The 24,417-nt window shown below is 72.0% G+C and carries 19 protein-coding genes and 1 riboswitch; of the genes, 7 read left to right on the top strand and 12 right to left on the bottom strand.

The features are described 5' to 3' along the window. Window positions 1-31 precede the first annotated feature (31 nt). Both HD593_RS35950 and HD593_RS35945 read left to right on the top strand, forming a co-directional pair. Window positions 32-1,720: an ATP-binding cassette domain-containing protein gene (locus HD593_RS35950; RefSeq protein ID WP_185106374.1), complete on the top strand. Its 1,689-nt coding sequence runs from the start codon at window positions 32-34 to the stop codon at window positions 1,718-1,720. Continuing rightward, window positions 1,717-3,531 carry an ABC transporter ATP-binding protein gene (locus HD593_RS35945; RefSeq protein ID WP_185106373.1) on the top strand — a complete coding sequence of 605 codons (1,815 nt, stop codon included), beginning with the start codon at window positions 1,717-1,719 and terminating at the stop codon, window positions 3,529-3,531. The genes HD593_RS35950 and HD593_RS35945 overlap by 4 nt, the downstream gene beginning before the upstream one ends. 9 nt (window positions 3,532-3,540) lie before the next feature. Here the strand turns inward: HD593_RS35945 and HD593_RS35940 are convergent, their stop codons facing one another. From HD593_RS35940 to HD593_RS35925, 4 genes are all read right to left on the bottom strand, one after another. Further along, window positions 3,541-4,311, bottom strand: coding sequence for a DUF6928 family protein (locus HD593_RS35940; protein ID WP_185106372.1), 771 nt, complete (start codon window positions 4,309-4,311; stop codon window positions 3,541-3,543). A gap of 162 nt (window positions 4,312-4,473) precedes the next feature. Then, window positions 4,474-5,184 (bottom strand): CHAP domain-containing protein, encoded by a 711-nt coding sequence (locus HD593_RS35935; protein ID WP_185106371.1) that lies wholly within the window; start codon window positions 5,182-5,184, stop codon window positions 4,474-4,476. Between the two features lie 12 nt (window positions 5,185-5,196). Next, a riboswitch (cyclic di-AMP (ydaO/yuaA leader) is annotated at window positions 5,197-5,333 on the bottom strand. Between the two features lie 117 nt (window positions 5,334-5,450). Next, window positions 5,451-6,404: a Gfo/Idh/MocA family protein gene (locus HD593_RS35930; RefSeq protein WP_185106370.1), complete on the bottom strand. Its 954-nt coding sequence runs from the start codon at window positions 6,402-6,404 to the stop codon at window positions 5,451-5,453. An 86-nt stretch (window positions 6,405-6,490) separates the two neighbouring features. Then, a complete protein-coding gene (locus tag HD593_RS35925; RefSeq protein ID WP_185106369.1) occupies window positions 6,491-7,312 on the bottom strand; it encodes an aldo/keto reductase in 822 nt (273 codons plus the stop codon). A 98-nt stretch (window positions 7,313-7,410) separates the two neighbouring features. Here HD593_RS35925 and HD593_RS35920 point away from each other — a divergent pair, with 98 nt between their 5' ends. Both HD593_RS35920 and HD593_RS35915 read left to right on the top strand, forming a co-directional pair. Then, entirely contained in the window at window positions 7,411-8,355 is a 945-nt protein-coding gene (locus tag HD593_RS35920) for a hypothetical protein (protein ID WP_185106368.1), read from the top strand. Between the two features lie 2 nt (window positions 8,356-8,357). Further along, window positions 8,358-9,524 (top strand): DUF6716 putative glycosyltransferase, encoded by a 1,167-nt coding sequence (locus HD593_RS35915; RefSeq protein WP_312904466.1) that lies wholly within the window; start codon window positions 8,358-8,360, stop codon window positions 9,522-9,524. On the opposite strand, the gene HD593_RS35910 is transcribed toward HD593_RS35915, so the two are convergent. The 5 genes from HD593_RS35910 to HD593_RS35890 all read right to left on the bottom strand — a co-directional run bounded on the left by HD593_RS35910 (window position 9,508) and on the right by HD593_RS35890 (window position 16,031). Further along, window positions 9,508-10,746, bottom strand: coding sequence for a polysialyltransferase family glycosyltransferase (locus tag HD593_RS35910; protein WP_185106366.1), 1,239 nt, complete (start codon window positions 10,744-10,746; stop codon window positions 9,508-9,510). The two genes, HD593_RS35915 and HD593_RS35910, sit on opposite strands and share 17 nt — an antisense overlap. 2 nt (window positions 10,747-10,748) lie before the next feature. After that, window positions 10,749-11,729, bottom strand: coding sequence for a glycosyltransferase family 2 protein (locus HD593_RS35905; protein ID WP_185106365.1), 981 nt, complete (start codon window positions 11,727-11,729; stop codon window positions 10,749-10,751). A gap of 27 nt (window positions 11,730-11,756) precedes the next feature. Next, complete coding sequence (locus HD593_RS35900; protein WP_185106364.1) at window positions 11,757-13,799, bottom strand: N-acetylneuraminate synthase family protein; 2,043 nt, start codon at window positions 13,797-13,799, stop codon at window positions 11,757-11,759. A gap of 73 nt (window positions 13,800-13,872) precedes the next feature. Next, complete coding sequence (locus tag HD593_RS35895; RefSeq protein WP_185106363.1) at window positions 13,873-14,538, bottom strand: response regulator; 666 nt, start codon at window positions 14,536-14,538, stop codon at window positions 13,873-13,875. Next, on the bottom strand, window positions 14,535-16,031 hold the full coding sequence (locus tag HD593_RS35890; protein WP_246546888.1) for an ATP-binding protein: 1,497 nt from the start codon (window positions 16,029-16,031) through the stop codon (window positions 14,535-14,537). The genes HD593_RS35895 and HD593_RS35890 overlap by 4 nt, the downstream gene beginning before the upstream one ends. Before the next feature lie 93 nt (window positions 16,032-16,124). Between HD593_RS35890 and HD593_RS35885 the strand changes: the two genes are divergently transcribed. Beyond that, window positions 16,125-17,459, top strand: coding sequence for a cation:dicarboxylate symporter family transporter (locus HD593_RS35885; RefSeq protein WP_185106362.1), 1,335 nt, complete (start codon window positions 16,125-16,127; stop codon window positions 17,457-17,459). Window positions 17,460-17,514: 55 nt separating this feature from the next. Here HD593_RS35885 and HD593_RS35880 read toward each other — a convergent pair whose 3' ends face one another. The 3 genes from HD593_RS35880 to HD593_RS35870 all read right to left on the bottom strand — a co-directional run bounded on the left by HD593_RS35880 (window position 17,515) and on the right by HD593_RS35870 (window position 21,276). Then, entirely contained in the window at window positions 17,515-18,333 is an 819-nt protein-coding gene (locus tag HD593_RS35880) for an SAM-dependent methyltransferase (RefSeq protein ID WP_185106361.1), read from the bottom strand. Window positions 18,334-18,366: 33 nt separating this feature from the next. Continuing rightward, window positions 18,367-19,716 (bottom strand): sensor histidine kinase, encoded by a 1,350-nt coding sequence (locus HD593_RS35875; RefSeq protein WP_185106360.1) that lies wholly within the window; start codon window positions 19,714-19,716, stop codon window positions 18,367-18,369. A gap of 66 nt (window positions 19,717-19,782) precedes the next feature. Continuing rightward, complete coding sequence (locus HD593_RS35870) at window positions 19,783-21,276, bottom strand: glycoside hydrolase family 13 protein (RefSeq protein ID WP_185106359.1); 1,494 nt, start codon at window positions 21,274-21,276, stop codon at window positions 19,783-19,785. Window positions 21,277-21,574: 298 nt separating this feature from the next. On the opposite strand from HD593_RS35870, the gene HD593_RS35865 reads away from it, so the two are divergent. Both HD593_RS35865 and HD593_RS35860 read left to right on the top strand, forming a co-directional pair. Next, a complete protein-coding gene (locus tag HD593_RS35865) occupies window positions 21,575-22,843 on the top strand; it encodes a sugar ABC transporter substrate-binding protein (RefSeq protein ID WP_185106358.1) in 1,269 nt (422 codons plus the stop codon). Window positions 22,844-22,847: 4 nt separating this feature from the next. Then, complete coding sequence (locus HD593_RS35860; protein WP_185106357.1) at window positions 22,848-24,416, top strand: ABC transporter permease subunit; 1,569 nt, start codon at window positions 22,848-22,850, stop codon at window positions 24,414-24,416. The last annotated feature ends 1 nt before the right edge of the window (window position 24,417 follow it).

Below are 24,417 nucleotides of genomic sequence, written 5' to 3'. Positions count from 1 at the left end.
CATGTCAGACCGATGTGGTCGCATTGAATTGATGCGGTTGCTGCCGCTGGCCGGAGCGCGGCGGGTGGCGCCGTTCGCGGTGCTCGTGACGGGCGCGGCGGTGCTGGGGCCGCTGGGCACCGTCCCGCTCGGCCTGCTGGCTTCGGGTGGCGGGCTCGTCGCGCCGGCCGCGCTGCTGCTGGCGGCGCTGCTGGCGCAGGAGCTCTGCACGGCGTTGCGCGAACCCGCCGGAGCCGCCGTGGCCCGCGGGATCGACGGGGTGCTGCGCGCGCGGGTACGCGCGGCGACGGTCGCCATGCCGCTGGAGCGCCTGGAGAGCCCGCTGGTGCAGGCGGACGTGCGGCTGGCGCTCCACGGGCACCGGGGCAGGACGGCGGGCGCGGCGGCGGTGGCCGCGGCCGGGGAGGCGGGCCGGCTGGCCTCGGCGGTGCTGGGCGCGGCCGTCCTGTCCGCGCACGTGTGGTGGCTCGGGGGTGCCGCGCTCGTGCTCGCCCTGGCCCAGAACCGGCGCATCGAGACCATGCTGGTCGGCCCCGGGGGAGTGGAGTCACTGGCCGACAGCGCCGGTCAGGCCCGGCGCCGGCGGCGGGCCGACTACCTGGCCGGGGTGGCGGGAGGCCCCGGGGGCGTCGCCAAGGAGATCCGCGTGTTCGGGCTGGAGTCGTTCTTCGTGGCGCGGTACGTCGCGGCGATGCGGGCGTACCTCGCCCCGCAGGCGCGCGGGCGGCGGGCCGTGGTCCGGGGGTACGGGTGGGTGCTGGGGGTGCAGGCGGCCGCCGCGTGCGGCACGTTCGCCGTGCTGGGCCGGCAGGCCGGGGCGGGGTGGCTGGAGGCGGGGGCGCTGGCGCAGTGCGTGGTGGCCGCCCTGCTGGTCTTCGCGTACGGGGCCGGCGGCCACCAGATGTTCGACGTCGCGTACGGCACCGAGCCGTTCCGCGCCGTCACCCGCCTCCTGGCGCCCGTGCCCGCGCCACCACCCGCCGGGCACGGCGGCATCGATCTCACCGGCGTCACGTTCGCCTACCCCCACGCCGCCGCGCCCGTCCTGGACCGGCTTGACCTGCGGGTGCGGCCGGGGGAGCGGCTGGCGGTCGTCGGCCGCAACGGCGCCGGCAAGACCACCCTGGTCAAGCTGCTCACCGGCCTCTACACCCCGCGGCTCGGCACCGCCACCACGTGCCCGGCGGCCGTGGTGTTCCAGGACTTCGTCCGTTACCCCCTCTCGCTGCGTGACAACGTCCGGCTCGGGGATCCCTCGTTCGAGGGGACGGACGCCGACGTGCTGGCGGCACTGGAGTCGGCCGGCGCCCTCGACCTGCTGAACTTCCTTCCCGGCGGGCTCGGCACGCCGCTGTCGCGGGCCTTCACCGGAGGCCGCGACCTGTCGGGCGGCCAGTGGCAGAAGGTCGCGCTGGCGCGGGCCGTGTACGCCATGAACGCCGATCCCAGCCGCGCCCTGATCGTGGACGAGCCCACCGCCCACCTGGACGCCCGCGCCGAGCGGGAGGTCTTCGAACGGCTCCTGGACGGCACCGGGGGCCGCACCATGGTGCTCATCTCGCATCGTTTCGCCACCGTCCGGCGGGCCGACCGGATCGTGGTCCTGGAGGGCGGGGCGATCACCGAGCAGGGCGGCCACGCCGAGCTGATGGCCGCGGGCGGCCGGTACGCGCACTGGTACCGCCTCCAGGCGGACCTGATCACGAGGGACGGGCGATGACGCCCGGGCGGGGCACCACGTGGGGCACCCTGCGCACCCTGCTGATCCTGGCCTGGCGGACGGATCGCCGGGCCGGGCTCGTCCTGGCCGCGTTCCTCCTGTCGGGCGCGGCCGGCCACGGCCTGGTGGGCGTCTTCCTGCGGGAGCTGACCGACGCCGCCACCGCCGGCCGGCCGGTCCAGGCCGCGCTCTGGGCGCTGGCGGCGGGCGGCGCGCTGGCGGCCGGTGTCGCGCTGGGGCGGGCCGAGCTGGCCCTGATGCAGGAGCTGGCCGAGCGGATGGGGGTGGCCGTTCAGGCGGAGATCCTCACGCTGACCTCCGGCGTCCCCACGATCGAGCACCTGGAGCGGCCGGCGTACCTGGACCGGTTGCAGACGCTGCACGAGGAGAGCCGGGAGCTCTACTTCGCGGTGTGGGCGCTGGCCCTGGTGGCGGAGCACGCGGTGCAGATCGGGCTGGGCGTGGCGCTGATGGCCGCCGTGCATCCGCTGCTGCCACTGGTGCTCGGGGGTGCCGTCGTGCCGTCGCTGCTCGTCCGGGGCCGCGCCGCCCGCCGGCTCGACGCCGCCGCCGAACGCACCGCCGAGACCACCCGCCTGGAGCGGGAGCTGTCCGAGACGGCCACGGGCGCCGAGCCCTCTAAGGAGGTACGGCTCAGCGGCGCCGCGGCCGCCCTGGACGAGCTGGCCGTAAGGCACTGGGAGGAGGTGTCGGCCGTCCAGGCGCGGGCCGGGGTCCGGGCGGGGCTCCTCACCTTCGCGGGCTCGGCCACGTTCCTGGCCGGGTACGTCCTCGCCCTCGCCGGCACCGCCTGGCTGGCGCGGCAGGGGACGGCCACGGCCGGGGACCTCGTGCTGGTGGCCACGGTCGGCGTGCAGTTCGTCACCCAGGCGTCGCGGCTGGCGTTCCACGCCGGCTCGGTCGCCGCGGGGCTGCGCGCCACCGGCCGGCTGACCTGGCTCCGCGGCTACGCCCGCCGAGCTGCCCGGCCCGCCCGGAACGCCGATCACCGGTCGCCCGCCCTCGGCCCGCCGGAGCGGCTGAGCAGCGGCATCACCCTGCGCCAGGTGTCCTTCACCTACCCCGGCACCGGCCGTCAGGTGCTGCACGACCTCGACCTGCACCTGCCCGCCGGCGCCACGATTGCCCTGGTCGGAGCGCACGGCTCGGGCAAGACCACTCTGGCCAAGCTCCTGTGCGGCCTCTACCACCCGGACCGGGGCGAGATCCGGGCGGACGACGTCCCCCTCCACGCCCTGGCACCGGGGGAGTGGCGGCAGCGCATCAGCGCCGTCTTCCAGGACCTGGCACGCTTCGAGCTGACCGCCGCCGAAACGGTCGGCGTGGGCGACCTGCCTCGCCTTGGCGACCGGCGTGCCGTGGAGGAGGCCCTGGCCCGCGCGGGTGCCGCCGGTCTGGTCGCGGCGCTGCCCGGCGGCCTGTCCACCGAGCTGGGCGACACCTTCGAACGCGGTCACCGCCTGTCGGGCGGTCAGTGGCAGCAGCTCGCCCTGGCGCGCGCCTCGATGCGGAGCTCCCCGCTCCTCCTCGTCCTGGACGAGCCGACGGCCTCACTCGACGCCCCGGCGGAGAGCGCCGTCTTCGCCCGCTACGCCGAGGCCGCCCGCCGCCATCCCGGCGCCGTCACCCTCCTGATCACGCACCGCTTCCCCACGGTCCGGACGGCGGACCTGATCGTCGTCCTCGACGCCGGCCGCATCGTCCAGCAGGGCACCCACGACGACCTCGTCACCCGCCCCGGCCCGTACGCCGACCTGTACGCCATCCAGCGCGACGCCTTCACCACCTGAACGGGTCCGTCAGCCCAGGTCGTCCAGGCCGACCTCCCTGAGGGAACCGTCGGGCTGGTAGCGGAAGATCCTGGGCTCGCCCATCCGCGCCACGATGGCCTCGTACTCCGCCCGCCGCTCCTCAGGAGTGGGCCCGTCCGGGTCGACGACGCTGAAGCCGAGCAGCTCCACGGCCTCCGCGTCCACGTCCCCGGGCTCGATCGAGCCTTCGACAGTGAAGCCGAGCAGCTCGCGCAGCGCGTCCTCGCCCAGCTCCAGCGGGTGGAACGGCAGGGGGTAGGGGTCTTGGTCCTCCCATTCAGGCATGAGCGGGACCGGGTGGTCGCCGTTCCAGTACGGCAGCTCGAACGGGTACGGGTCGCCGAGGTTCTCGATGATGCCGCTGCCCGGGGAGAGGCTGAGGGAGCGGGCAAGGCGGCCGTCCTCCCAGACGGCGAAGGCGAGCCAGTCGACCACGCTGTGCATGGCGTGCAGCACGAGCCGGCGGCCCCTGCTCGCCTCGACGAGGTGGGCGGGGAGCTGCGACGGGTGGTCGAGCATGAACGCCGAGCAGCAGATGACCTCGGCGCCGGGGAAGCTGGTGGCGTAGGCGAGGTCGTCGGGCGGGCGGATGTCGTCGGACAGGTTGCCCGGCCCGGCCGGGGAGATGTGCCGGCCGGGGAAGGAACGCTCGATCAGGGCCCTGGTGGCGGCCTCGCCGGGGCGGGCGGGCGTACGGAGGAGGCGGGGGAGAGGGGTGTCGGCGGAGGAGTAGGCGATGACGCCGGTCTTGGCTCCCATGCGGGCTCCCGGGGGGTGAGAGAGGTCGATGGAGAGGCAAGGTAGCGAGCCGGGCCGACAGAAGCGCGGAAACGCGACGAGCGCGCGTCCCCGGGAAGGGGACGCGCGCTCGTCGCGTCACATGGAAGGCAAGGAGCTGTCGCTCGGCCTTGGAACGTTCCGTCAGGCGGCGTACTGCGGGTAGCCGTAGCCGACGACCTGCGACTTCGGACGGATGCGCTCCTCGACCTTGCCGTTGCCGGTGTTGCCCTCGATCGTGGAGATGGTGCCGTTCTGGTTGTCCTTCACGACGAACCCGACGTGCTGGATGTCGCTCAGGCTCTTGCCGCCGTCCCAGGCGAAGAACACGACGGCGCCGGGCTTGGCGACGGTGCCCCAGCGGTCGTTGGCGGCGAACCACTTGGCGTGGGCGACGGTGTAGGCGTCCCAGCCGACCTGCGGGCGGGCGCCGGTCTGCTCGCCGACCCAGGAGACGAACATCGAGCACCAGGCGGCGTTCAGGTACGCGGCGCGGTTGCCGCCGTCGCGGGCGACGGTCTCGCCGGCGCGCTGCGAGGCGGCGTACCACTGCTGGAACTTGGTGCCGCCACCGGAGGCGTTCTCCGAGGTGCCGACCTGCGCCCTGGCCATGGCCAGGACCTGGTCGGCGGTTACGTTGATCTTGGTCTCGGTGCGGTCGTCCGCGGCGCCGGCCTTGTGGGCGGCGATGGCGGTGTCCGGGTGCCTGGCGGCGGTGGCCGCGGCGACGCCCGTCGCGGTGTCGGCGTTGGCCGTCATGGCGTTGACGCCGAGGGCGGAGGCGATGACGGTGGCGCCGAGGGCGGCGCGGGCGATGTTGCTCTTCGAGACAGCGGTAATACGGTGCTTGGCCATCGAGGGAGGTGCTCCTTGCTTCCATGCCGCTTACCGGGTTAGCTGACGGGCTCGGGCGTGGAAGCTGCCCTACGGCACCGGAGTGCCGATTCGCCCCAAAGACATGGGTCCCCGGTTCCGCCCGGAGGCGGATTCAGCGGTCGCAGGACGATCCTGCGAAGTGTCGTGCGATGGTCTGACATAGCCGGACAAACCGGGCGTATGCCTCAAGATGCCCCATAAGGTAATACATGAGGCAAGAGGATTACAAATCCATAAAAGCCCAGCTAGGCAATCTGCCTGCGAGCGTCGGCCAGAAGCCCCAGCATGGCAAGGGATTCGTCAAGAGGCATGATCGAGGATTCGGTCCTGCCTTCGGCCGTGGCGGCGCGGACTTCGCGTAGCTCTCCGGCGTATCCGTTGTCCGCCGGATCGAGCACATGCTCTTCCGGCTCCATGGAGGGCCCGGTGAGAACGATCCGCTGCGGAGCCCAGAACGGAGTCTGGAGGTCCGCCCGCATCTGAGTACCTACAACACAGGCCGTGTTCGGGTAATTCCCGAGCAATGAGGTCGCCACGAGAGCGTGCCTGCCACCGGGGTAGAGCAATACGCCGGCCGCCTCCGCATCCACCCCGCTGGGGGCCAGGGAGCCCGTGATGCGCAGGTCAGCGGGCATGCCCAGGAGGAGCTGGGCCAGCCCGAACGGGTAGATCCCCAGGTCGAGCAGGGCCCCGCCGCCCAGCTCAGGCGCCCACAGCCGGTGGGCCGGGTCGTACGGCGCCGCGAAGCCGAACGTGGCCTGCACCGAGCGGATCTCGCCGAAGCGCGGATCGGCCGCCAGGCGCCGGACGAGCGGGTTGAACCGCATCCACATGGCTTCCATCAGGAACACGCCCGCCTCGCGCGCCAGGCGCACCATCTTCTCCGCGTCGTCCACGGTGGCCGCCAGCGGCTTCTCGCAGAGCACGGCTTTGCCCGCGGCGATGGCCAGCTCGGCGACCTGCAGGTGCTGCGCGTGCGGGGTGGCCACGTAGATCGCGTCCACCGCCGGGTCGGCGCACAGCTGCTCGTAGGAGCCGTACGCGGACTCGGCCTCCAGCGTGGCCGCCAGGGCCTGCGCCCTGGCCAGGTTCCGTGATCCGACGGCGGCCACCCGCATTCCGGGCTCGGCCGCGATGGCGGCTCCGACCGTACGCGCGATACCGCCGGTCGCCGCAATTCCCCAAGTGAAATCTCGCACGCGGAGATGTTATAGGGCAGGTAAAGGAAAGGTTATGGGGGGATATGTCATTAAAGGCGTGGCGTCACAAATGCCACGCCAGTCACTTACGTCATGTTGAACCGATCGGGGTCCGGCCCGAGCCGCTGCCCCTTGTTCATGGCGCCGATGGCCGACATGTCCTCGGTGTCGAGGATGAAATCGAACACGTCGATGTTCTCCTTGATCCGCGCGGGCGTGACGGACTTCGGGATCACCACGTTCCCGAGCTGCAGGTGCCAGCGCAGCACGATCTGCGCGGGCGTCTTGCCGTACTTGCCCGACAGCACCGACAGCGCCGGGTCCGAGAGCAGGCCCTTGCCCTGCCCCAGCGGGCTCCAGGCCTCGGTGAGGATGCCGTTGGCCTCGTGGAAGGCCCGCATCTCGCGTTGCTGCAGGTACGGGTGGAGCTCGATCTGGTTGATGGAGGGCGTGATGCCGGTCTCGTCCATGAGCCTGGTGAGGGTGTTCACCGTGAAGTTGGAGACCCCGATGGCCCTGACCCGGCCGTCACGGTAGATCTTCTCCATCGCCTTCCACGCCTGCACGTACTTGTCCTGCTCCGGCACCGGCCAGTGGATCAGGAACAGGTCCAGGTGGTCCAGGCCCAGCCTGGCGAGGCTCTCGTCGAAGGCGGCCTCGGTGCGGCCGTGGTCGCCGTTCCACAGCTTGGTGGTCACGAACACCTTCTCGCGCGGCAGCCCGCTGCCGCGCACGGCCCGCCCGACGCCCTCCTCGTTGCCGTAGGCGGCGGCGGTGTCGACGTGCCGGTAGCCGGCCTGGAACGCGGCGGCGACCGCCTGCTCGGCCTCCTCGGCCGGGACCTGCCAGACGCCGTACCCGAGCTGCGGGATCTGCACGCCGTCGGTGTTGAGCATGAGCGAATTCATACCCTCCATTGTTCACGCCGCGTTTCTGAGGGCTTAAGGCGGTGGGGCTAGCTTGAAGCGGTCGTTAACGCGCCATCACCCCGCTGGGAGGGCAACGAGTGGTCGAGCAGGCGTCGGCCTGGGTGGAGTCCCCGCTCCAGATGCTGTGCGCCGTCGAGGCCCACCACGCCGGTCTTCTCGGCCCCGAGACGGCTGTCGTGCCGCGGGCGGGCCTGCGGCCGCTGAAGGCCACGCGCCGCGAGCTGCGCTCCCTGGGGCTGCCCGACGGGCTGGTGCTGGCCGAGCCGCGCGAGCGCATGCCCAGGCGCGTGCAGGCCGTCGGGGACGCCTTCTCCGGCAAGGTGCAGCTGCGCTGGCTCACCTCCAGGCCGGGCCGCATCGTCATCGTGGACGACGGGCTGGCCACGCTGCGGCTGCTCGAACTGCTCGCCGCGGGCCCGTTCCGGCCGCTGCTGCGCGCCCGCGCCAACCGCACCAGGCTGCGCGCCGCCCTCGGCGTGGCGGCCGCGCTGCGGCTGCGCCTGAGCCAGGTGTCCGTCTTCACCGCCCTGAACGTGGACGACAAGCTGGCCGAGGCCGTCCGCGAGGCGGGCGTCGACCTCGTCCGCCACGACTTCGCCTGGCTGCGCGCCCAGCCGCCCAGCGCCGAGAGCCCGGCCGAGCGCACGGTCGTGCTCGGCACCTCCCTGGTACGCAACGGCCTCGTGCACCGCGACCACTACCTGCGCTGGCTGACCGACCTGGCCGCGCGCGAGCCGCTGGCCTACTACCCGCACCGCCGCGAGGACCCCGTGGACGTCGCCCTGATCCGGGAGCGTCCCGGCATCACCGTCCACGACGCCGGCGTGCCCGCCGAGCTGACGCTGCGCGGCCTGGACCCGGGCCAGCGCGTGCTCAGCCTTCCCTCGACCGCGATCACCTCGCTGCGGGTGCTGCTCAGCCCGCGCGGCGTCGCCGTCGAGCCCGTGGACGTTCCCGATGCCTGGTGGACCAGCAGGGCGGCCCCCGCCCTGCGATCGCATTTGACCGGAGTGTCCAGTTGAAAGTGTTGGCGGTCGCCGACTCCGACTCGTATCTGAAATGGGCGGCCTGCCTGCTCGGTGACCTGCCTTCGGGCTGTGTGACGGAGCTGGTCGTGGTGCGTACCCCGATCGCCCCCTCGCGGGAGCAGATCGTCGCGGCGGTCAACGGCAGGGCGGGCGGCCCGCCGCCCGTGCTGTCCGCGCGCTCGGTGCGGCGGCTGGCCGAGCGGACCCAGCCCGACGTGATCCTCGTGGCCTGCACGGGCCCCGTGGTGGACGTGCTGGTGGCCGAGGTGCTGGACGACCTGCGGCCGCGGCCGGTGTTCGTCAGCGGGCTGCCCGGCATCTCGGTGCCGGCGACGGAGAAGGCGTGGTTGTTCCGCAGCGGCTGCGACCTGTTCGTGGTGCACAGCGAGCGGGAGGTGGCCGAGTTCTCCGAGATCGCCTCCAGGCTTGGCGGGGGAGGCGCGATCGGGCTGGCCCGGCTGCCGTTCCTGCGGCCCGAGCCGGCCGCGCCGGGAGGCAACCGGGTGGTGTTCGCCACGCAGGCCAAGGTGCCGAAGGGGCGGGAGGAGCGCGAGCGCGTCCTGCTGTCGCTGGCCGAGCTGGCCGCGCGCCGCCCCGACCTCGACGTGGTGGTCAAGCTGCGCGCGCTGGAGGACGAGCGGCAGACCCACAACGAGCGCTTCCACTACCAGCGGCTGTGGCGGGAGATGGGAGAGCCGGGGCGGCTGGCGTTCGAGGCCGGCTCGATGCAGGACCAGCTCCAGCGGGCGGCCGGCTTCGTGACGGTGAGCTCGACGGCGGCGCTGGAGGCCATCGCGATGGGCGTGCCGTCGCTGGTGCTGCGCGACTTCGGCGTCAGCGCCGAGATGATCAACCTGGTGTTCGAGGGCAGCGACCTGCTGGGCACGCTGGACGAGCTGGCGGCGGGCGAGTTCCGCGAGGCCTCCGGGGCCTGGTGCGCGGCCAACTACTTCCACCCGGCGGCGCACAACGACTGGGCGGGGCTGCTGAGCGGGCTGGTCGTCTCCCGCCCGCGCGTGCCCGCCAGGTCGCTGCTCGACGGGCCGGAACACGCGGCGGGGCGGCGCCGGGCCCGGCTCCGCGTGGAGGTGCCGCCCAAGATGTTGCGGGTGGGCTACCGGGCCAAGCGCCGCATGCGCCGCTACCTCAGATCGCTGACCTGATCTTCCTGCGGATCCTGGAGAACGTGCTGGGCTTCTCGGTGACGAGGCCCAGCGTCTCCAGGCGCTTGCGCTTGAAGTAGCGCCGGTCGAAGTCGATGCCGTCCGGCCGCAGGTCGGGGTAGGTCTCGGCCTGCATGCAGTAACCGACCGAACGCACGAGCGCCTGCAGGTCCGTGACCGGCGGGCGCTCGATGTGCCCCTCGGGCGACAGCCTGGGGAGCATGGCGTCGACGATGGTGGCCGGGATGCGGTTGCTGTTCTCGTACGGGGTCAGCCGCTCCAGCACCAGGTCCGTGCCGTACGAGGCCACCTGCAGCCCGAAGTAGCGCTGCGCGGTCACCAGCCCCGTGGAGAAGCAGCCCACCACCAGCTCGGGCCGCAGCGCCGCGAAGCACACCTCGGCGGGCACGCTCTCCCCCGCGACCGACAGGCGGACTCCCAGCGGCCCCGCGGCGGAGCGCAGGAGCTGGGCGTGCCGGCGGCCGGCCGCCGGGTGCGGCTTGAACACGACCTCGGCGTAGCCGCGGGCGACCAGGGCCTTGAGCATGGTCTCGTGCAGCCCCGCCTCCTCCTCCGGCGTGAGCAGCTCCAGCGCCGACAGGTACTGGCCGAGGATGATCGCCTGCCCGGCCATCATGTCGGGCGCCGTGGCGGTGACCTCGTGCACGATCGACAGGAACCGCTCGTCGGGCAGGATCTCGGGGGTGACGCCGTACTCGCTGAGCAGCAGCGGCTTCAGCCCCGGCACCAGGTCGAGGTGGATCAGCCGCTCGATGCGGCGGAAGATCTCCGCCGGCAGCGGGTCACGGGTCGGGCCGTAGCTCATCAGTCCGTCGGAGTAGACCGAGATCGGGCAGTCGCGTACCAGGCCCGCGATCGTCCGCGCCGGCGGCACCGCGATCGACTCCAGCACCAGCTCCTCGACCCCGTCCAGGCCCCAGTGGGAGCGGATGAGGCGCTCCATCATCGGCACCTCGATGACGCGGGCCCGCCAGTCGGAGGGGTGCAGCGGCGCGATCAGCTCGTTCCACGAGTGCACCTCCTCGAAGCGGGAGCGCAGGGCGGCGAAGCCGGGCGTCCTCTCCAGGGGAGTCGCCACCTCGGGGATGGCCGCGTTGTTCGAGACGATCAGGACGCGCCGGCCGTCGCCGAAGCGTCCCTCGTCGATGGCGGCCGCCAGCGACATCGCCCCGAACAGCGTCGAGGCGTAGAAGACCTTCACCTTTAGGACTCCTCCCGGTCGCGGCGGACCCGGACGTGCGGGCTGGGGGGCAGGTCGGGCACCAGGGCCCGCAGGGTGGCCTCGCGTTCGACGGACATCCGCGACACCGACTCGGCCACCAGCTCCGGCGGCAGCGCCCGCACCATCTGCGCGCCGCGCTCCTCGAAGCGGGCGCGCAGCGCCGGCGTGAGCCGGTCGCCGATCTCCAGGTGGTGCGCGAGCAGCGCGCAGAAGTTCCGCGCCGCCTTGGGCAGGAACTCCCGCTCCAGGTCCTTGAAGACCAGCTCGAACGCGTCGAAGAAGTGCAGCTGGCGCTCGTCGCCCACCTGGGTCAGCGACCCCGACACCATGCGCCGGTAGAACACCCCCGCCAGCGACACCACCGCGAACGTGGCGGCCTCCCTGTGCAGCCGCCAGATCCACGGCCGGTCCTCGGCGGTGTGCAGGGAGCCGGGGAAGTGCAGCAGGTCGCCCAGCGAGCGCCTGTACACGCCGGCCCAGGCGTACGGGTAGTCCACCATCGTGCGCACGTTGGCGGGGAGGATGGCGTCGCGGGGGGCGAGCACCGTGCCCCGTCGCGCCAGCGGGGCCCGGTGCACGACCCGTTTGCGGCCCTCCACCTGCACGTGGTCGACGCGCACGAAGTCGCAGCCGAGCCCGTCGATCGCCTCGACGAGCCGTGCCAGGTAGCCGGGGGCCAGCCAGTCGTCACCGTCCATGTAGGTGACGTACCGGCCGGTCGCGGCCGACAGGCCCGTGTTGCGCGCGTCCGCGAGCCCCACCGGAGCGGGGTTGCGGATCACGACCAGCCCGGGCAGCTCACCGATGAAGTCGTCGATGATGTCGCCCGTGGCGTCCACGGACCCGTCGTTCACGATGATGAACTCGAAGTCGCCCCGCGCGTTGCGGGACAGCGAGGTGAGCGCGTCGGCGATGAAGCGCTCGCCGTCCCGGATGGGCACGACGACCGAGAGCGTGATCAATGTTGTGGTTCTTCCTGATGGGTACGGTCAGACGGTCACCCGGCGAAGGCGGGCCTTCGGAGCCTCCTCACCCGGGAAGACCCGCTTGACGCCGTCGCCCAGGGCCTGCTCGATGATGCGGATGTCGCGGACGAGGTGCTCCAGCCCCGACGGCTCCAGCGAGGCCGCGTGGTCGGAGCCCCACATGGTGCGGTCGAGGGTGATGTGCCGCTCCACGCACACCGCCCCGAGCGTGACCGCGGCCAGCGAGATCTGCAGGCCGCGCTCGTGCCCGGAGTAGCCCACGGGCACGCCGTACCGCTCCTTGAGGGTGGTGATCGTCCGCAGGTTCGCCTCCTCCGGCGGCAGCGGGTACGTGGACGTGGCGTGCATCATGATCAGCTTGTCGGTGCCGAGGATCTCCACGGCGGCGTCGATCTCCGACAGCGTCGACATGCCCGTCGACAGGATGACCGGCTTGCCGGTGGCGGCCAGGGCACGCAGCAGCTCGTGGTCGGCCACGCTGGCCGAGGCCACCTTGTGCACCAGGACGTCCATCTCCTCCAGGAACTCCACCGAAGGCACGTCCCACGGCGAGGCGAACCAGTGCAGCCCGCGCTCGTCGCAGTACTTGGCGATCTGGGTGTACTCGTCGCGGCCGAACTCGGTGCGCTCCTTGTACTCCAGGTACGTCATCTCGCCCCACGGCGTCTGCCGGATCTGGCCCTTCTGCTCCTCCGGCACGCAGATCGCGGGGGTGCGCTTCTGGAACTTGACCGCCTGGCAGCCGGCCTCGGCGGCCACGTCGATGAGCTGCCTGGCCAGGTCGAGGTCGCCGTTGTGGTTGATGCCGATCTCGCCGATGACGTACACCGGCTCGCCGTCACCGACCAGCACGTCGCCGATCGCCACCGGGGCGAACTGCGGCCGGGTGCGCACCTGCACCGGAGCCGGCTCGGGCTCGGGCCTGGCGGCCACGACGCGGTCGCACAGCTCGCGCACCGCGCCGGACCCGCCGGCGGTGGTCAGCACCACACGGGCGGCGGCGCGCACCCTCGGGTGCGCCTCGGGGGTGGCGACGGGCCAGCCGACCTCGGCCATCGGGCCCAGGTCGTTGACGTCGTTGCCGACGTAGGCGACGCGGGCCGGGTCCAGGCCCTCGATGCGCAGCCAGTCGCGCAGCACGGTGCGCTTGTCGGCCAGCCCCTGCAGCACCGGCACGCCGAGCTTGCGGGCGCGGGCGGCCACCACCGGGTTCTGCTCGGTGGACATGATCAGGACCTTGACGCCGGAGCGCTTCAGCAGCGAGACGCCCATCCCGTCGGAGCGGCTGACCAGCACCATCTCGCGGCCGTGGGAGTCGACGTAGGCGCGGTCGTCGGTGTGCACGCCGTCGAAGTCGGTGATGACGGCGTCCACGTCGATCGGCTCGGGCTGGTCGATGAACGGGGCGAGCGCTCGCACGAGCTCCAGGTCCTCCGGGTTGTCGATCTCGATGGCGTGCTGGGGGGGCACCGGCTGGACGGCGATCTCGCCGAAGAAGCGGTGGCCGTGCTCGCGCAGGCCGGCGGTGCGCATGACGTAGAAGGCGCCGTTCTCGCGGAACTCCGGCGCGCGGTCCTGACGGCGCTGCCTGACGGCCGGGTCGTGGTTGATGCCGCCGCCCGTGGCCGTCCAGAGGAACTCGTGCGTGGGCAGCCCGGACACGACCGAGTCGGCCTCGCCGTCGAGCACCTTGCGCACCGCCGCGGAAAGGTCGTCGGGGTCGATGAACGCGCTGGTGGCCTGCACCAGCACGACGACCTCCGGGTCCTCGCCGAGGGCGTCGAGCGCGTGCAGCACCGCCGACTCGCTGGAGGCGGTCGAGCCGCTCAGCTCCGCCGGGCGCTCCACCACGATCGCGCCCGCCTCCCTGGCGGTCTCGGCGATCCCGTCGTGGTCGGTGCTGACCACGACCTGGTCCACCAGCTCGGCGCGCAGGCAGGCCCGCACCGCCCGGGTGACCAACGGGACGCCCCCGACCAGGGCGAGGTTCTTCAGGGGTACGCCCGCCGAACCTCCGCGGGCGGGAACAACGGCCAGGACTCGCAAGGTGTGTCTCCTCAGTGCATCGGATTGCACCCAGAAGCTAGAGGGCCGGATTGAACGGCCAGCGTCACCACCATTAACTTTCCATGGGGATCCGGTAGAGCAACTCTGGCCGGCCCACCCCGCCGTACTGCGGGATGCGGGCCGCCACACCCACCTCGACCAGGTATTCCAGGTACCTGCGGGCCGTCACGCGAGACACTCCGATCGCGTCCGCCACGGCCTGCGCGCCCATCCCTTCCGGGTGCGCGCGCAACTGTGACGCCACGGTGTCCAGAGTGTCCCGCGCCATGCCTTTCGGCAGCTCCGAGGGACCGCGCAGGGTGCCGAGCACCCGGTCCACGTCACCCTGCCCCACCGCCAGGCCCGCCTCCTCCTTGAACCGGGCGTAACGCGACAGCTTCTCCGCCAGTGTCGCGAACGTGAACGGCTTGAGCAGGTACTGCGAGACCCCGAGCGACACCGCTGAACGGACCATGGCCAGATCGCGAGCGGAGGTGACCGCGATCACGTCGCACATGAGGCCGCCCGCCCGTACGGCGCGGCACACGTCCAGGCCGTGCATGTCGGGCAGGTAGAGGTCGAGCAGGATGAGGTCCACGGGCCGCCTGCGCAGGAAGCGCAGTGCCTCCGCGCCCGACCTGGCCACGCCCGCCACCTCGAAGCCCGGCACCCGCTCGACGAAGATGCGGTTGGCCTCGGCGGTGATCTCCTCGTCCTCGACCACCAGCACGGAGATCATGGCTTCGGCAGCCTCACCGTGAACGTCGAGCCGTCCACCTCGATCGTGCCGCCCAGCCGCCGCACCGCCTGGCCCACCAGCGCCAGGCCGAGCCCGCGGCCGTCGCCCTTGGTGGTCCAGCCCCGCTCGAACGCCTCCGTGCCGGTCAGCCCCGGCCCGTTGTCGGACACCCTGATCAGCACGTGCCGCTCGCAGGCGCTCAGGTGCACCTCCACCCGGCCGGCCGCGTCGATGGCGTTGTCGATCAGGTTGCCCACGATCGTGACCAGCTCGCGGGGGTCCAGGCCCAGGTCGTCCAGCTCGCTGTCCTGGCTGATCACCAGCTCGGAGCCGCGCTCGGCCGCCTCGGCGCTCTTGCCCAGCAGCAGCGCCGCCAGGACCGGCTCGCGTACCGCGCCCACCACGCGGTCGGTCAGCGCCTGCGCGGCGCGCAGCTCCGCCGTGCCCAGCGCCACCGCCTGCTCGGTGCGGCCCAGCTCCACGAGCGTGATGACCGTGTGCAGCCGGTTGGCGGCCTCGTGCGCGGCCGAGCGCAGCGACTCGGCGAAGCCGCGCTCGGCGTCGAGCTGGCCGGTCAGCGCCTGCAGCTCGGTGTGGTCGCGTACGGTGACGACCGTGCCGAGCCTGCTGGCGGTGCTGTTGACGGCCAGGACCCGGTCACCGGCCAGGTGGATGCGCTCCTCGCCGGCGGCCGGCACCTCCCGCAGGCCCAGCTCCCGCACGTGGCGGCCCTCGGCGTCGGCGGGCAGGCCGAGCAGCAGGCGCGCGGCGTCGTTGCACAGCGTCAGCGTGCCGTCCCTGCCGATCAGCAGCAGCCCCTCCCTGACGGCGTGCAGCACCGCGTCGTGGTGGTCGTGGATGCGGCCCAGCTCGACCGGGCCCAGGCCGTGCGTCTGGCGGCGCAGCCGCGCCGTGACCAGCCAGGTGCCGGCCGCGCCCAGGCCGAGCGCCAGCGCCACGATCAGGCCGCCCCAGGCGAGCTGGCCACGCAGCCTGGCGCTGATCCGGTCGATCGTGATCCCGGCGCTGACCAGCGCCCGCACCCGGCCGTCCGCCATGACCGGCGTCACCGCCCGCTTGGAGGCGCCCAGCGTGCCGGTGTAGGTCTCGGTGAACGTCTCGCCGCGCAGCGCCGGCTCGATGTGGCCGAGGAAGCGCTTGCCGATCTCGGCCTCGTTCGGATGGGTGTAACGGGTGCCGTCCGGCTTCATGATGGTGATGAAATCGACCCCCGTCGCCGCCCGCGCCCGCTGTGCGTACGGCTGCAGCCGTACGGTCGGATCCCGCTCGCCGAGGGCCTCCAGCACGTCGGGCGAGGTCGCCACGCTGACCGCCACGGCCCTGGCCGTGGCGCCCGCCTCCTCCTGCAGCAGCTCGTGGGCCTGCAGCAGGGCCAGCACCGCGCCGCCCGTCGCCGTGACGGCGACCACGAGCAGCTGCAGGACCAGCATCTGCCCTGCCAGGCTCCAGCGCCGCATCGGATTCCCCTCCATGTACGAAACTTACGCAATGGTGACCTGCATCACTCGTGAGGCGCATAGTCGCACATCGAGAAGGTCCCTCGACAACCGCCGGAGAACCCCCCTATGCGTGATCGCACCCGCTACCTCTACCTGGCCGTCATCGTGGCGGTCGTGCTCGGGATCCTGGTCGGCTTCATCTGGCCGGACGTGGGCAAGGAGCTCAAACCCCTCGGCACCGGCTTCGTGGCGCTGATCCAGATGGTGATCGGCCCGATCATCTTCTGCACGATCGTGCTCGGCATCGGCTCGGTACGCCAGGCCGCCCAGGTCGGCAAGGTCGGCGGGCTGGCCCTCGGCTACTTCATCGCCATGTCCACGGTCGCCCTGGTCATCGGCCTGATCGTGGGCAACGTCATCGACCCGGGCTCGGGGCTGCAGCTCACCGACACCGCCAGGCAGGCCGCCGAGGCGGAGGCGGCCAAGGGCGCGGACGCCAGCACCGTGGACTTCCTGCTCGGCATCATCCCCGAGACGGTCGTCTCGGCGCTCACCGACGGCTCGGTGCTGCAGGCGCTGCTGGTCGCGCTGCTCGCCGGGTTCGCGCTGCAGGCCATGGGGCCGAAGGGCGCGCCGATCCTGCGCGGCGTGGAGCACTTCCAGCGGCTCGTCTTCCGCATCCTCGCCATGATCATGTGGGCGGCGCCGGTGGGCGCGTTCGGCGCGATCGCGGCCGTCGTGGGCGCCACCGGCATCGAGGCGCTCAAGAGCCTGGCCATCATCATGGTCGCCTTCTACGTGACGTGCGTGCTGTTCGTCGGCGTGGTGCTCGGCACCATCCTGTGGCTGGTGGCCCGGATCAACCTGTGGTCGCTGCTGCGGTACCTGGGCCGGGAGTTCCTGCTCATCCTGTCCACGTCCTCGTCGGAGACCGCCCTGCCGCGGCTCATCGCCAAGATGGAGCACCTGGGCGTCAGCAAGACCGTGGCCGGCATCACCGTGCCGACCGGCTACTCCTTCAACCTCGACGGCACCGCGATCTACCTGACCATGGCCACGCTGTTCATCGCCACGGCCACGGGGTCGCCGCTGGAGTTCGGGGAGCAGGTCGCGCTGCTGCTGTTCATGATGATCGCCTCCAAGGGCGCCGCGGGCGTCACCGGCGCGGGCCTGGCCACGCTGGCGGGCGGGCTGCAGGCGCACCGGCCGGAGCTGGTCGACGGGGTGGGCCTCATCGTGGGCATCGACCGCTTCATGTCCGAGGCCAGGGCGCTGACCAACTTCGCGGGCAACGCCGTGGCGACCGTGCTCGTCGGCACCTGGACCGGGGAGTTCGACCGGGACCGCGCGGAGCGGGTCCTGGCGGGCCAGGCGCCGTTCGACGAGGCCACGCTGCTGGACGACGACGACGCGGATGAAGAAGGGCCGCGCGAGCCGGCCAAGGAGCTGTCCCCGGCCTAGCCCGCCACCCCGGCCCGGACCCTGCCCTCTACCCCGGCCCTGACCCCGGCCGGGGTCAGGGCTTGCGGCCGATCCCCGCGTACGCCATCCGCGCCAGGTCCTCGTCCACGAAGACCGGGTTGAGCGGGTCGTGGAACGGCCAGACCCGGTGCGGCGGCAGCCCCGTGGCCAGGCCGGGCGGGATGAGCTCGAAGTCGCCGAAGAAGGCGCGGATCTCCGTCCCCGGGCGCGGCGTGAAGTCGGCGTTGGCCTTGCGGTAGAAGTCCGTGACCTGCGCCGCCCGCTCCGTGGCCACGTCGTTGGTCACGTGCGAGATGGCCAGGTAGCTGCCGGGCGCGAGGGCGTCGCGGTAGGCGGCCATGAACCGCTGCGGCTCGTCCTGGTCGCCGATGAGGTGCAGGACGAACATCATCAGCACGGCCACCGGCCGGTCGAAGTCGATCAGCCCGCGCACCTCGGGGTCGGACAGGATCTCCTCCGGCCTGCGGCAGTCGCCCAGCACCATCGCCACCCGGTCCGGGTCGGCCAGCAGCGCCCTGCCGTGCGTGGCCACCACCGGGTCGCTGTCCACGTACACCACGCGGGCCTCGGGGGTGTGGCGCAGCGCCACCTCGTGCACGTTCTCCTGCGCGGGCAGGCCGGAGCCCAGGTCGAGGAACTGGGTGACCCCCTGCTCGCAGAGGTGGCGCACCACGCGGCCGATCAGCGCGCGGTTCTCCCTGGTTCCCTCGCGCACCTCGGGCATCACGCTCAGGACCATGTCGCCGAGCTCGCGGTCGGCCTTGAAGTTGTCCTTGCCGCCGAGGAAGTAGTCGTACATCCGCGCCGCGTTGGGGACGTGGGGATTCACGCCCTGCGGCGCCTGTTCCGTCATACTTTCATGATCCACGACCGTGGCGGGGGAAATCTACTGATTCGCGAGTGGCAGCCGCAGGACGAAGCGGGCGCCGCCCCTGCAGTCGTCCACGCGGATCTCGCCGCGGTGGGCCATGGCCACGTCCCGCGCGATGGCCAGGCCGAGGCCCGTGCCGCCGGAGTCGCGGCTGCGGGCGGCGTCCAGGCGGGTGAAGCGCTCGAAGATGCGCTCGCGGTCGCTCTCGGCGATCTCCATGCCGTCGTTCTCGACCGCCAGCATCCCGGTGTCCGGCTCCTCCACGGCGACCGTGACGCACACGGTGTGCTCGGCGTGCCGCTGGGCGTTGTCCAGCAGGTTGGTCAGGACCCTGGCCAGCTGCAGCCGCACGCCCTCGACCACGACCCCGTCGGCCAGGTCCACCCGCACGGGCAGCTTGTCGCTGCGTACGGCGAGCTCCTTGCGCACGAGGTCGGCCAGGTCGACCCGCTCCCTGACGACGTCGACCCGGGAGCCGATCCTGGCGAGCAGCAGCAGGTCCGTGATGATCGCCTCCAGCCGGTCGGTGTCGCGCAGCGCGCTGTGCACCAGCGCCCGCATGTCGGTGTCGTCCGGATAGAGCTGGGCGCTCTCGAGCTGGGCGCGCAGCCCGGCGATCGGGGTGCGCAGCTCGTGGGAGGCGTCGGAGGCGAACTGGCGCTGCTGCTCGGCCGAGCGTTCCAGGCGGGCCAGGGTGCCGTTGACGGAACGCGCGAGCTGGGCCACCTCGTCGTCGCCCTGCGGCTGCGTGACGCGGTTGCTGAGGTCGCCGGCGTGCACGGCGTCCAGCTCGGCCCGCATGGTCGCCACCGGCCGCAGCGCCCGGCCGGTGACCAGCCACGTCGCCCACGCCGTCAGCCCGATGAGCATGGCGACCTCGGCGAACACGATGACTTCGAGCGTCCGGCTGGCCAGCACCTCGGGCGTGCTGCGGCCGGCGTAGACGATGGGGGAGTCGGCGAACATGCTGACCCGCACCGCCGTCAGGTGCACGCATTCGGTCGGCAGGCAGCTCGTGGTGTTGACGACCCGGTTCTTCGCCGTGGGGCGTACGTCGCTGAGCGGCGGCAGGGTCCTGGCGGCGTCGCTGCTGCCCAGGATCTGCCCGTCGGGCCCGACCACCTGGATGAGGTCCACCGTCGGGCGCGGCACCGGGATGGCGGCGCCCATGGGCAGGGCGCCGCCGCGCATCTCGTAGGCGATCCGCTCGGCCGTGTCGCGGGTCTCGCTGAACACGCTGGCGTTGATCACCGACCTGGTCACGAGGACGCCGGCGATGCCCACGGGGATGAGCACGAGGGCGGCTACGGCCGTCGCGATGAGGGTGACGCGTCCGCGCAGGGACCTGGCCCACCAGGGTGCCACCCCACGAGGCTACCGAGCATGATCACCGACAATTGTCCCGTAACGGGAAAGATTTCGCCAATCCCGTCAGCGCTGGATCCAGACCGTGGTGTCCGGCGGGATCGTGCCGTCGGCGGGCAGCGGGCCGCTGGACAGCAGCACCTCACCGGGAAGGTCGAGCGCCACCGGCTCCTCGCCCGTGTTGAGCACCACGACGAGCCCGGGGTCACGCTCGACGGCCAGCACGTCCTTGGGGGAGTCGAGCCACCTGAGCGTGCCGCCGCCGAGCGCCGGGTGCCGCTTGCGCAGCGCGAGCGCGGCCCGGTAGAGGTTCAGCGTGGAGCCGGGGTCGTCCTCCTGGGCCTCGGCCGACAGCGCCGCCCACTCGGACGGGATCGGCAGCCACGGGTCGCGCCAGCCGAGGTCGCCGGTGGACGTCCAGGGCAGCGGCACCCGGCAGCCGTCGCGGCTCTCCCCCCGGCGCAGGAACGCGGGGTCCTGGCGCAGCTCGTCCGGCAGGTCGAGCACCTCGGGCAGGCCCAGCTCCTCGCCGTTGTAGAGGTAGGCCGAGCCGGGCAGGGCCAGCATGAGCAGGGTGGCCGCGCGGGCGCGGGCCAGGCTGCCGTGCCGGGTGACGTGGCGCGGCTTGTCGTGGTTGGACAGCACCCAGGTGGTGGGCGCGCCCACCAGGTCGGCCTCGCGCAGCGACTTCTCGATCACGGTACGGAACGACTTGGCGTGGAAGTCGGCCATCATGAACTCGAAGTTGAACGCCTGGTGCAGCTCGTCCGGCCCCACGTAGCGGGCCAGCCGCTCGGGCGAGGACACCCACGCCTCGGCGACGGCCATGCGCCCGCCCGGGTAGGAGTCGAGGATCGGCCGCCACTCGCGGTAGATGTCGTGCACGCCGTCCTGGTCGAAGTACGGCACCCGCTCGTCGCCCAGCATCTCGGCCTGCGGGCCGTCCTTCTGGCCCACGTCCGGCAGCCCCTCGGCCTTGATCATGCCGTGTGCCACGTCCACGCGGAAGCCGTCCACGCCCCGGTCGAGCCAGAAGCGCAGGATGTCGCGGAACTCGGCACGCACCTCGGGGTTGTCCCAGTTGAGGTCCGGCTGCTCGGGGGCGAACAGGTGCAGGTACCACTGCCCGTCCTCGACCTGCGTCCAGGCGGGGCCGCCGAAGATCGACTCCCAGTCGTTGGGCCGGTCGCGGAAGACGTACCGGTCGCGCAGCCCGGCCTTGAACCAGGGGTGCTGGTCGGAGGAGTGGTTCGGCACCAGGTCCACGATGACCCTGATGCCCAGGGCGTGCGCGTCGGTGATGAGCGCGTCGAAGTCGGCGAGCGAGCCGAACATGGGGTCCACGTCCCGGTAGTCGGCCACGTCGTAGCCGCCGTCGGCCATGGGGGAGGTGTAGAAGGGGCTCAGCCAGATGGCGTCCACCCCGAGCCGGGAGAGGTATCCCAGGTGCTGGCGGACTCCTTCCAGGTCGCCCATGCCGTCGCCGTTCGCGTCGGCGAAGCTGCGCGGGTACACCTGGTACACGACGGCGTCACGCCACCAGTCGTCGTTGCCGAGCATGGCTGTCCTTCCCCCGGATGACCCGAGATGTCGGGTGATGTTCTGGTCAACGATGTCGCGATCACCAGAGAACGGTCAAGTGCAAGTTGCGGAAAGTTGCGGACCGCGCTCTCAGCATAAGCGGGCTCAGTCGCGAGGTCAGCCGGGGTGAGCCGGATGTGGATCAGGTAACGCTCTTTCGCAAGTTCTTCCAATTCTTGCAAAGAGCCGCTAACGTCCCGGAAACGTTCAAGCTTTCTTCTCCGGCGGCGGCGCCCCCGAGGCGCCGCCGTTCCTCCGTGACCTCAGGAGGTCCTCCATGCGCAAGCGGGCTCTGGGTGTGGCAGCACTCGCGACCCTGGCGTTCGCCGCGACGGCGTGCGGCAGCTCCCCGTCGGCCTCTCCGACGGCGGCGCCGAGCGCGTCCGCCTCAGCCCCCGCCGCCGGTGGCGGCACGCTGGTGATCTGGGCCGACCCCCTGCGGGTCAAGCCGCTGCAGCCCTTCGCCGAGCAGTTCGGCACCGAGAACGGCGTGACCGTCGAGGTGAAGGAGATCAGCAAGGACAACCAGATGACCTTCCTGACCGCCTCCCAGCAGGGCAGCGGCCCGGACGTCATGATCGGCGCCCACGACTGGATCGGGAACCTGGTGCAGAACGGCGCCATCGACCCGGTCACCTTCACCGAGGAGCAGAAGGCGTCGTTCTCGCCGAAGGCCATCCAGGCCGTGACGTTCGACGGCCAGATCTACGGCGCGCCGTACGCGCTGGAGAACATCGCCCTGATCCGCAACACCGACCTCGCCCCCGACGCGCCCGCCACGATCGAGGACATGATCGCCAAGGGCAAGGAGCTCAAGGAGGCCGGCAAGGTCAAGGAGGTGCTCTGCATCCCGGTCGGCCAGAAGGGCGACGCCTTCCACGTCTACCCGATCTTCGCCTCCGGCGGCGGCGCGCTGTTCGGCGCCACCGCGAGCGGCGACCCCGACCCCAAGCAGGTGCTGCTCGGCTCGGAGGAATCCGTCAAGGCGTTCGGGAAGCTCAAGGACCTCGGCGAGAAGGGCGACGGCGCCCTGCGCACCTCCCTCACCAACGAGAACTACATCGTCAACTTCGCCGGCGGCAAGTGCGCCTACCTCGTCTCCGGCCCGTGGGCGATCAGCGAGGTCAAGAAGGGCGGCATCACGTACGACATCAGCGCCGTCCCCGCGTTCAAGGACGGCAAGCCCGCCACCCCGTTCGTCGGCGTGCAGAGCTTCTTCGTCGCCTCCAAGGGCAAGAACAAGGCCCTGGCCCAGGAGTTCGTCGCCAACTACGTGACCAACAAGGACGTCGCCAAGGCGCTCTACGACGCCGACCCCCGGCCCCCGGCGCTGACCGCCGCGCTGGAGGAGGTCCAGGCGGCCGACCCCGACGCCGCCAAGTTCCTGGACGCCGGCAAGGACGGCATGCCGATGCCCGCCATCCCCGAGATGGCCGCCATCTGGGAGCCGTTCGGCATCGCCGAGAACGCCGTGGTCAGGGGCGGCGACGCGGCCAAGGCCGCCGCGGCGGCGCAGAAGGCCATCGACGGCGCGCTCAAGAACTGACGACATGGCTCTCGACGTGCGAGAGGCCGCCCCCGCAGGAACGCGGGGGCGGCCCCGCCGGGAGATCACCACGGCGTTCGTGGTGAGCAGGATCGTGGTGCTCGCCGTGGCGGCCGCGATCCTGCTCTACGCCGTGCCGCCGCTGGTCGCCACCGGGTCGTGGGTCGCGCTGGGGCTGCTGTGCGGCGTCAGCGCGGCCATCGCCTACCTCTACCTGACCCGGCGCTTCATCCCGGCCAAGTACCTCATCCCCGGCACCGTCTTCCTGGTCGCCTTCCAGGTGTTCCCGGTCGTCTACACGCTGACCACCGCGTTCACCAACTTCGGCGACGGGCACCGCGGCGACAAGGCCGCCGCCGTCACCGCCATCGAGACCGGCTCCGTCCGCCAGGCGCCCGGCTCGCCCGAGTACACCCTGTCCGTCGCCACGCGCGGCGAGGAACTGGTGTTCCTGCTGGTGGACCCGGCGACCAAGCAGGTCTCGCTGGGCACCGCCGACGGGCTGACCCCGCTGGACGGCGCCCGCGTCGGCGTCACCGGCAAGGTGCTCGCCGCGCCCGGCCTGACCGTGCTCAAGGCGCCCGAGGCCGCCGCGCGCGGGCAGGAGATCACGGCGCTGGCCGTGCCCACCGGCGACGGCGTGATCAAGGCCAACGGCCTCAGCCGCGCCGTCGAGGGCAAGGCCGCCCTGGTGTACGACGCCGCGTGCGACTGCGTCCGCGGCAACGGCGGCACCTGGACCGCCGACGAGAGCCAGGGCTACTTCGTCAACGCCAGGGGCGAGCACCTGGCGCAGGGCTGGCAGGTCAACGTCGGCCTGGACAACTTCGCCCGCGTGCTGACGAACCCCACCATCTCCGGCTACTTCGCGGGAGTCCTGGGCTGGAACCTCGTCTTCGCGCTGGTCTCCGTGCTCGGCTGCTTCGCCCTCGGCATGGGCGTCGCCCTCGCGCTGCACCACCCGCGCATGCGCGGCACCCGCGTCTACCGGATCCTGCTGATCCTGCCGTACGCGATGCCGGCCTTCGCCATGCTGCTGGTCTGGCGCGACATGTTCAACCGCGACTTCGGCCTGATCAACCAGCTCCTCGGCGCGGAGATCGACTGGCTCGGCCAGACGGGGACCGCCAGGCTCGGCGTGCTCCTGGTCAACATCTGGCTCGGCTTCCCGTACATGTTCCTCGTCACCACCGGCGCGCTGCAGGCCATCCCGCGCGAGCTGACCGAGGCCGCCTCCATCGACGGGGCCACGCCGTTCAGGGCGTTCCGCCGGGTGACGCTGCCGCTGCTGCTCGTCGCGCTGACGCCGCTGCTGATCTCGTCGTTCGCCTACAACTTCAACAACTACAACGCCATCGCGCTCACCACCGACGGCGGCCCGTTCCCCGCCGACAGCCCGCAGGTGGGCGGCACCGACCTGCTCATCACCTACACCTTCAGGCTGGCGTTCGGCGCGGGCGGCGCGCAGTTCGGCTTCGCGGCGGCGATCTCGGTGTTCATCTTCGCCATCGTGGCCGTCATCTCGGCCGTGGCGTTCCGCCGCACCCGCAAGCAGGAGGAGGTCTACGCGTGAA

The organism is Nonomuraea rubra (assembly GCF_014207985.1).
GTDB classification, from domain to species: domain Bacteria; phylum Actinomycetota; class Actinomycetes; order Streptosporangiales; family Streptosporangiaceae; genus Nonomuraea; species Nonomuraea rubra.
This window is presented reverse-complemented; position numbering and strand designations above follow the sequence as displayed.

Excerpts from the sequence above, each read along its gene's own strand:
- HD593_RS35865 (WP_185106358.1), top strand. The coding sequence starts at position 21,575 with ATGCGCAAGCGGGCTCTGGGTGTGGCAGCACTCGCGACCCTGGCGTTC.
- HD593_RS35880 (WP_185106361.1), bottom strand. The coding sequence starts at position 18,333 with ATGACGGAACAGGCGCCGCAGGGCGTGAATCCCCACGTCCCCAACGCG.
- HD593_RS35885 (WP_185106362.1), top strand. The coding sequence starts at position 16,125 with ATGCGTGATCGCACCCGCTACCTCTACCTGGCCGTCATCGTGGCGGTC.
- HD593_RS35925 (WP_185106369.1), bottom strand. The coding sequence starts at position 7,312 with ATGAATTCGCTCATGCTCAACACCGACGGCGTGCAGATCCCGCAGCTC.
- HD593_RS35895 (WP_185106363.1), bottom strand. The coding sequence starts at position 14,538 with ATGATCTCCGTGCTGGTGGTCGAGGACGAGGAGATCACCGCCGAGGCC.
- HD593_RS35950 (WP_185106374.1), top strand. The coding sequence starts at position 32 with ATGCGGTTGCTGCCGCTGGCCGGAGCGCGGCGGGTGGCGCCGTTCGCG.
- HD593_RS35935 (WP_185106371.1), bottom strand. The coding sequence starts at position 5,184 with ATGGCCAAGCACCGTATTACCGCTGTCTCGAAGAGCAACATCGCCCGC.
- HD593_RS35870 (WP_185106359.1), bottom strand. The coding sequence starts at position 21,276 with ATGCTCGGCAACGACGACTGGTGGCGTGACGCCGTCGTGTACCAGGTG.
- HD593_RS35860 (WP_185106357.1), top strand. The coding sequence starts at position 22,848 with ATGGCTCTCGACGTGCGAGAGGCCGCCCCCGCAGGAACGCGGGGGCGG.
- HD593_RS35945 (WP_185106373.1), top strand. The coding sequence starts at position 1,717 with ATGACGCCCGGGCGGGGCACCACGTGGGGCACCCTGCGCACCCTGCTG.
- HD593_RS35890 (WP_246546888.1), bottom strand. The coding sequence starts at position 16,031 with ATGGAGGGGAATCCGATGCGGCGCTGGAGCCTGGCAGGGCAGATGCTG.
- HD593_RS35940 (WP_185106372.1), bottom strand. The coding sequence starts at position 4,311 with ATGGGAGCCAAGACCGGCGTCATCGCCTACTCCTCCGCCGACACCCCT.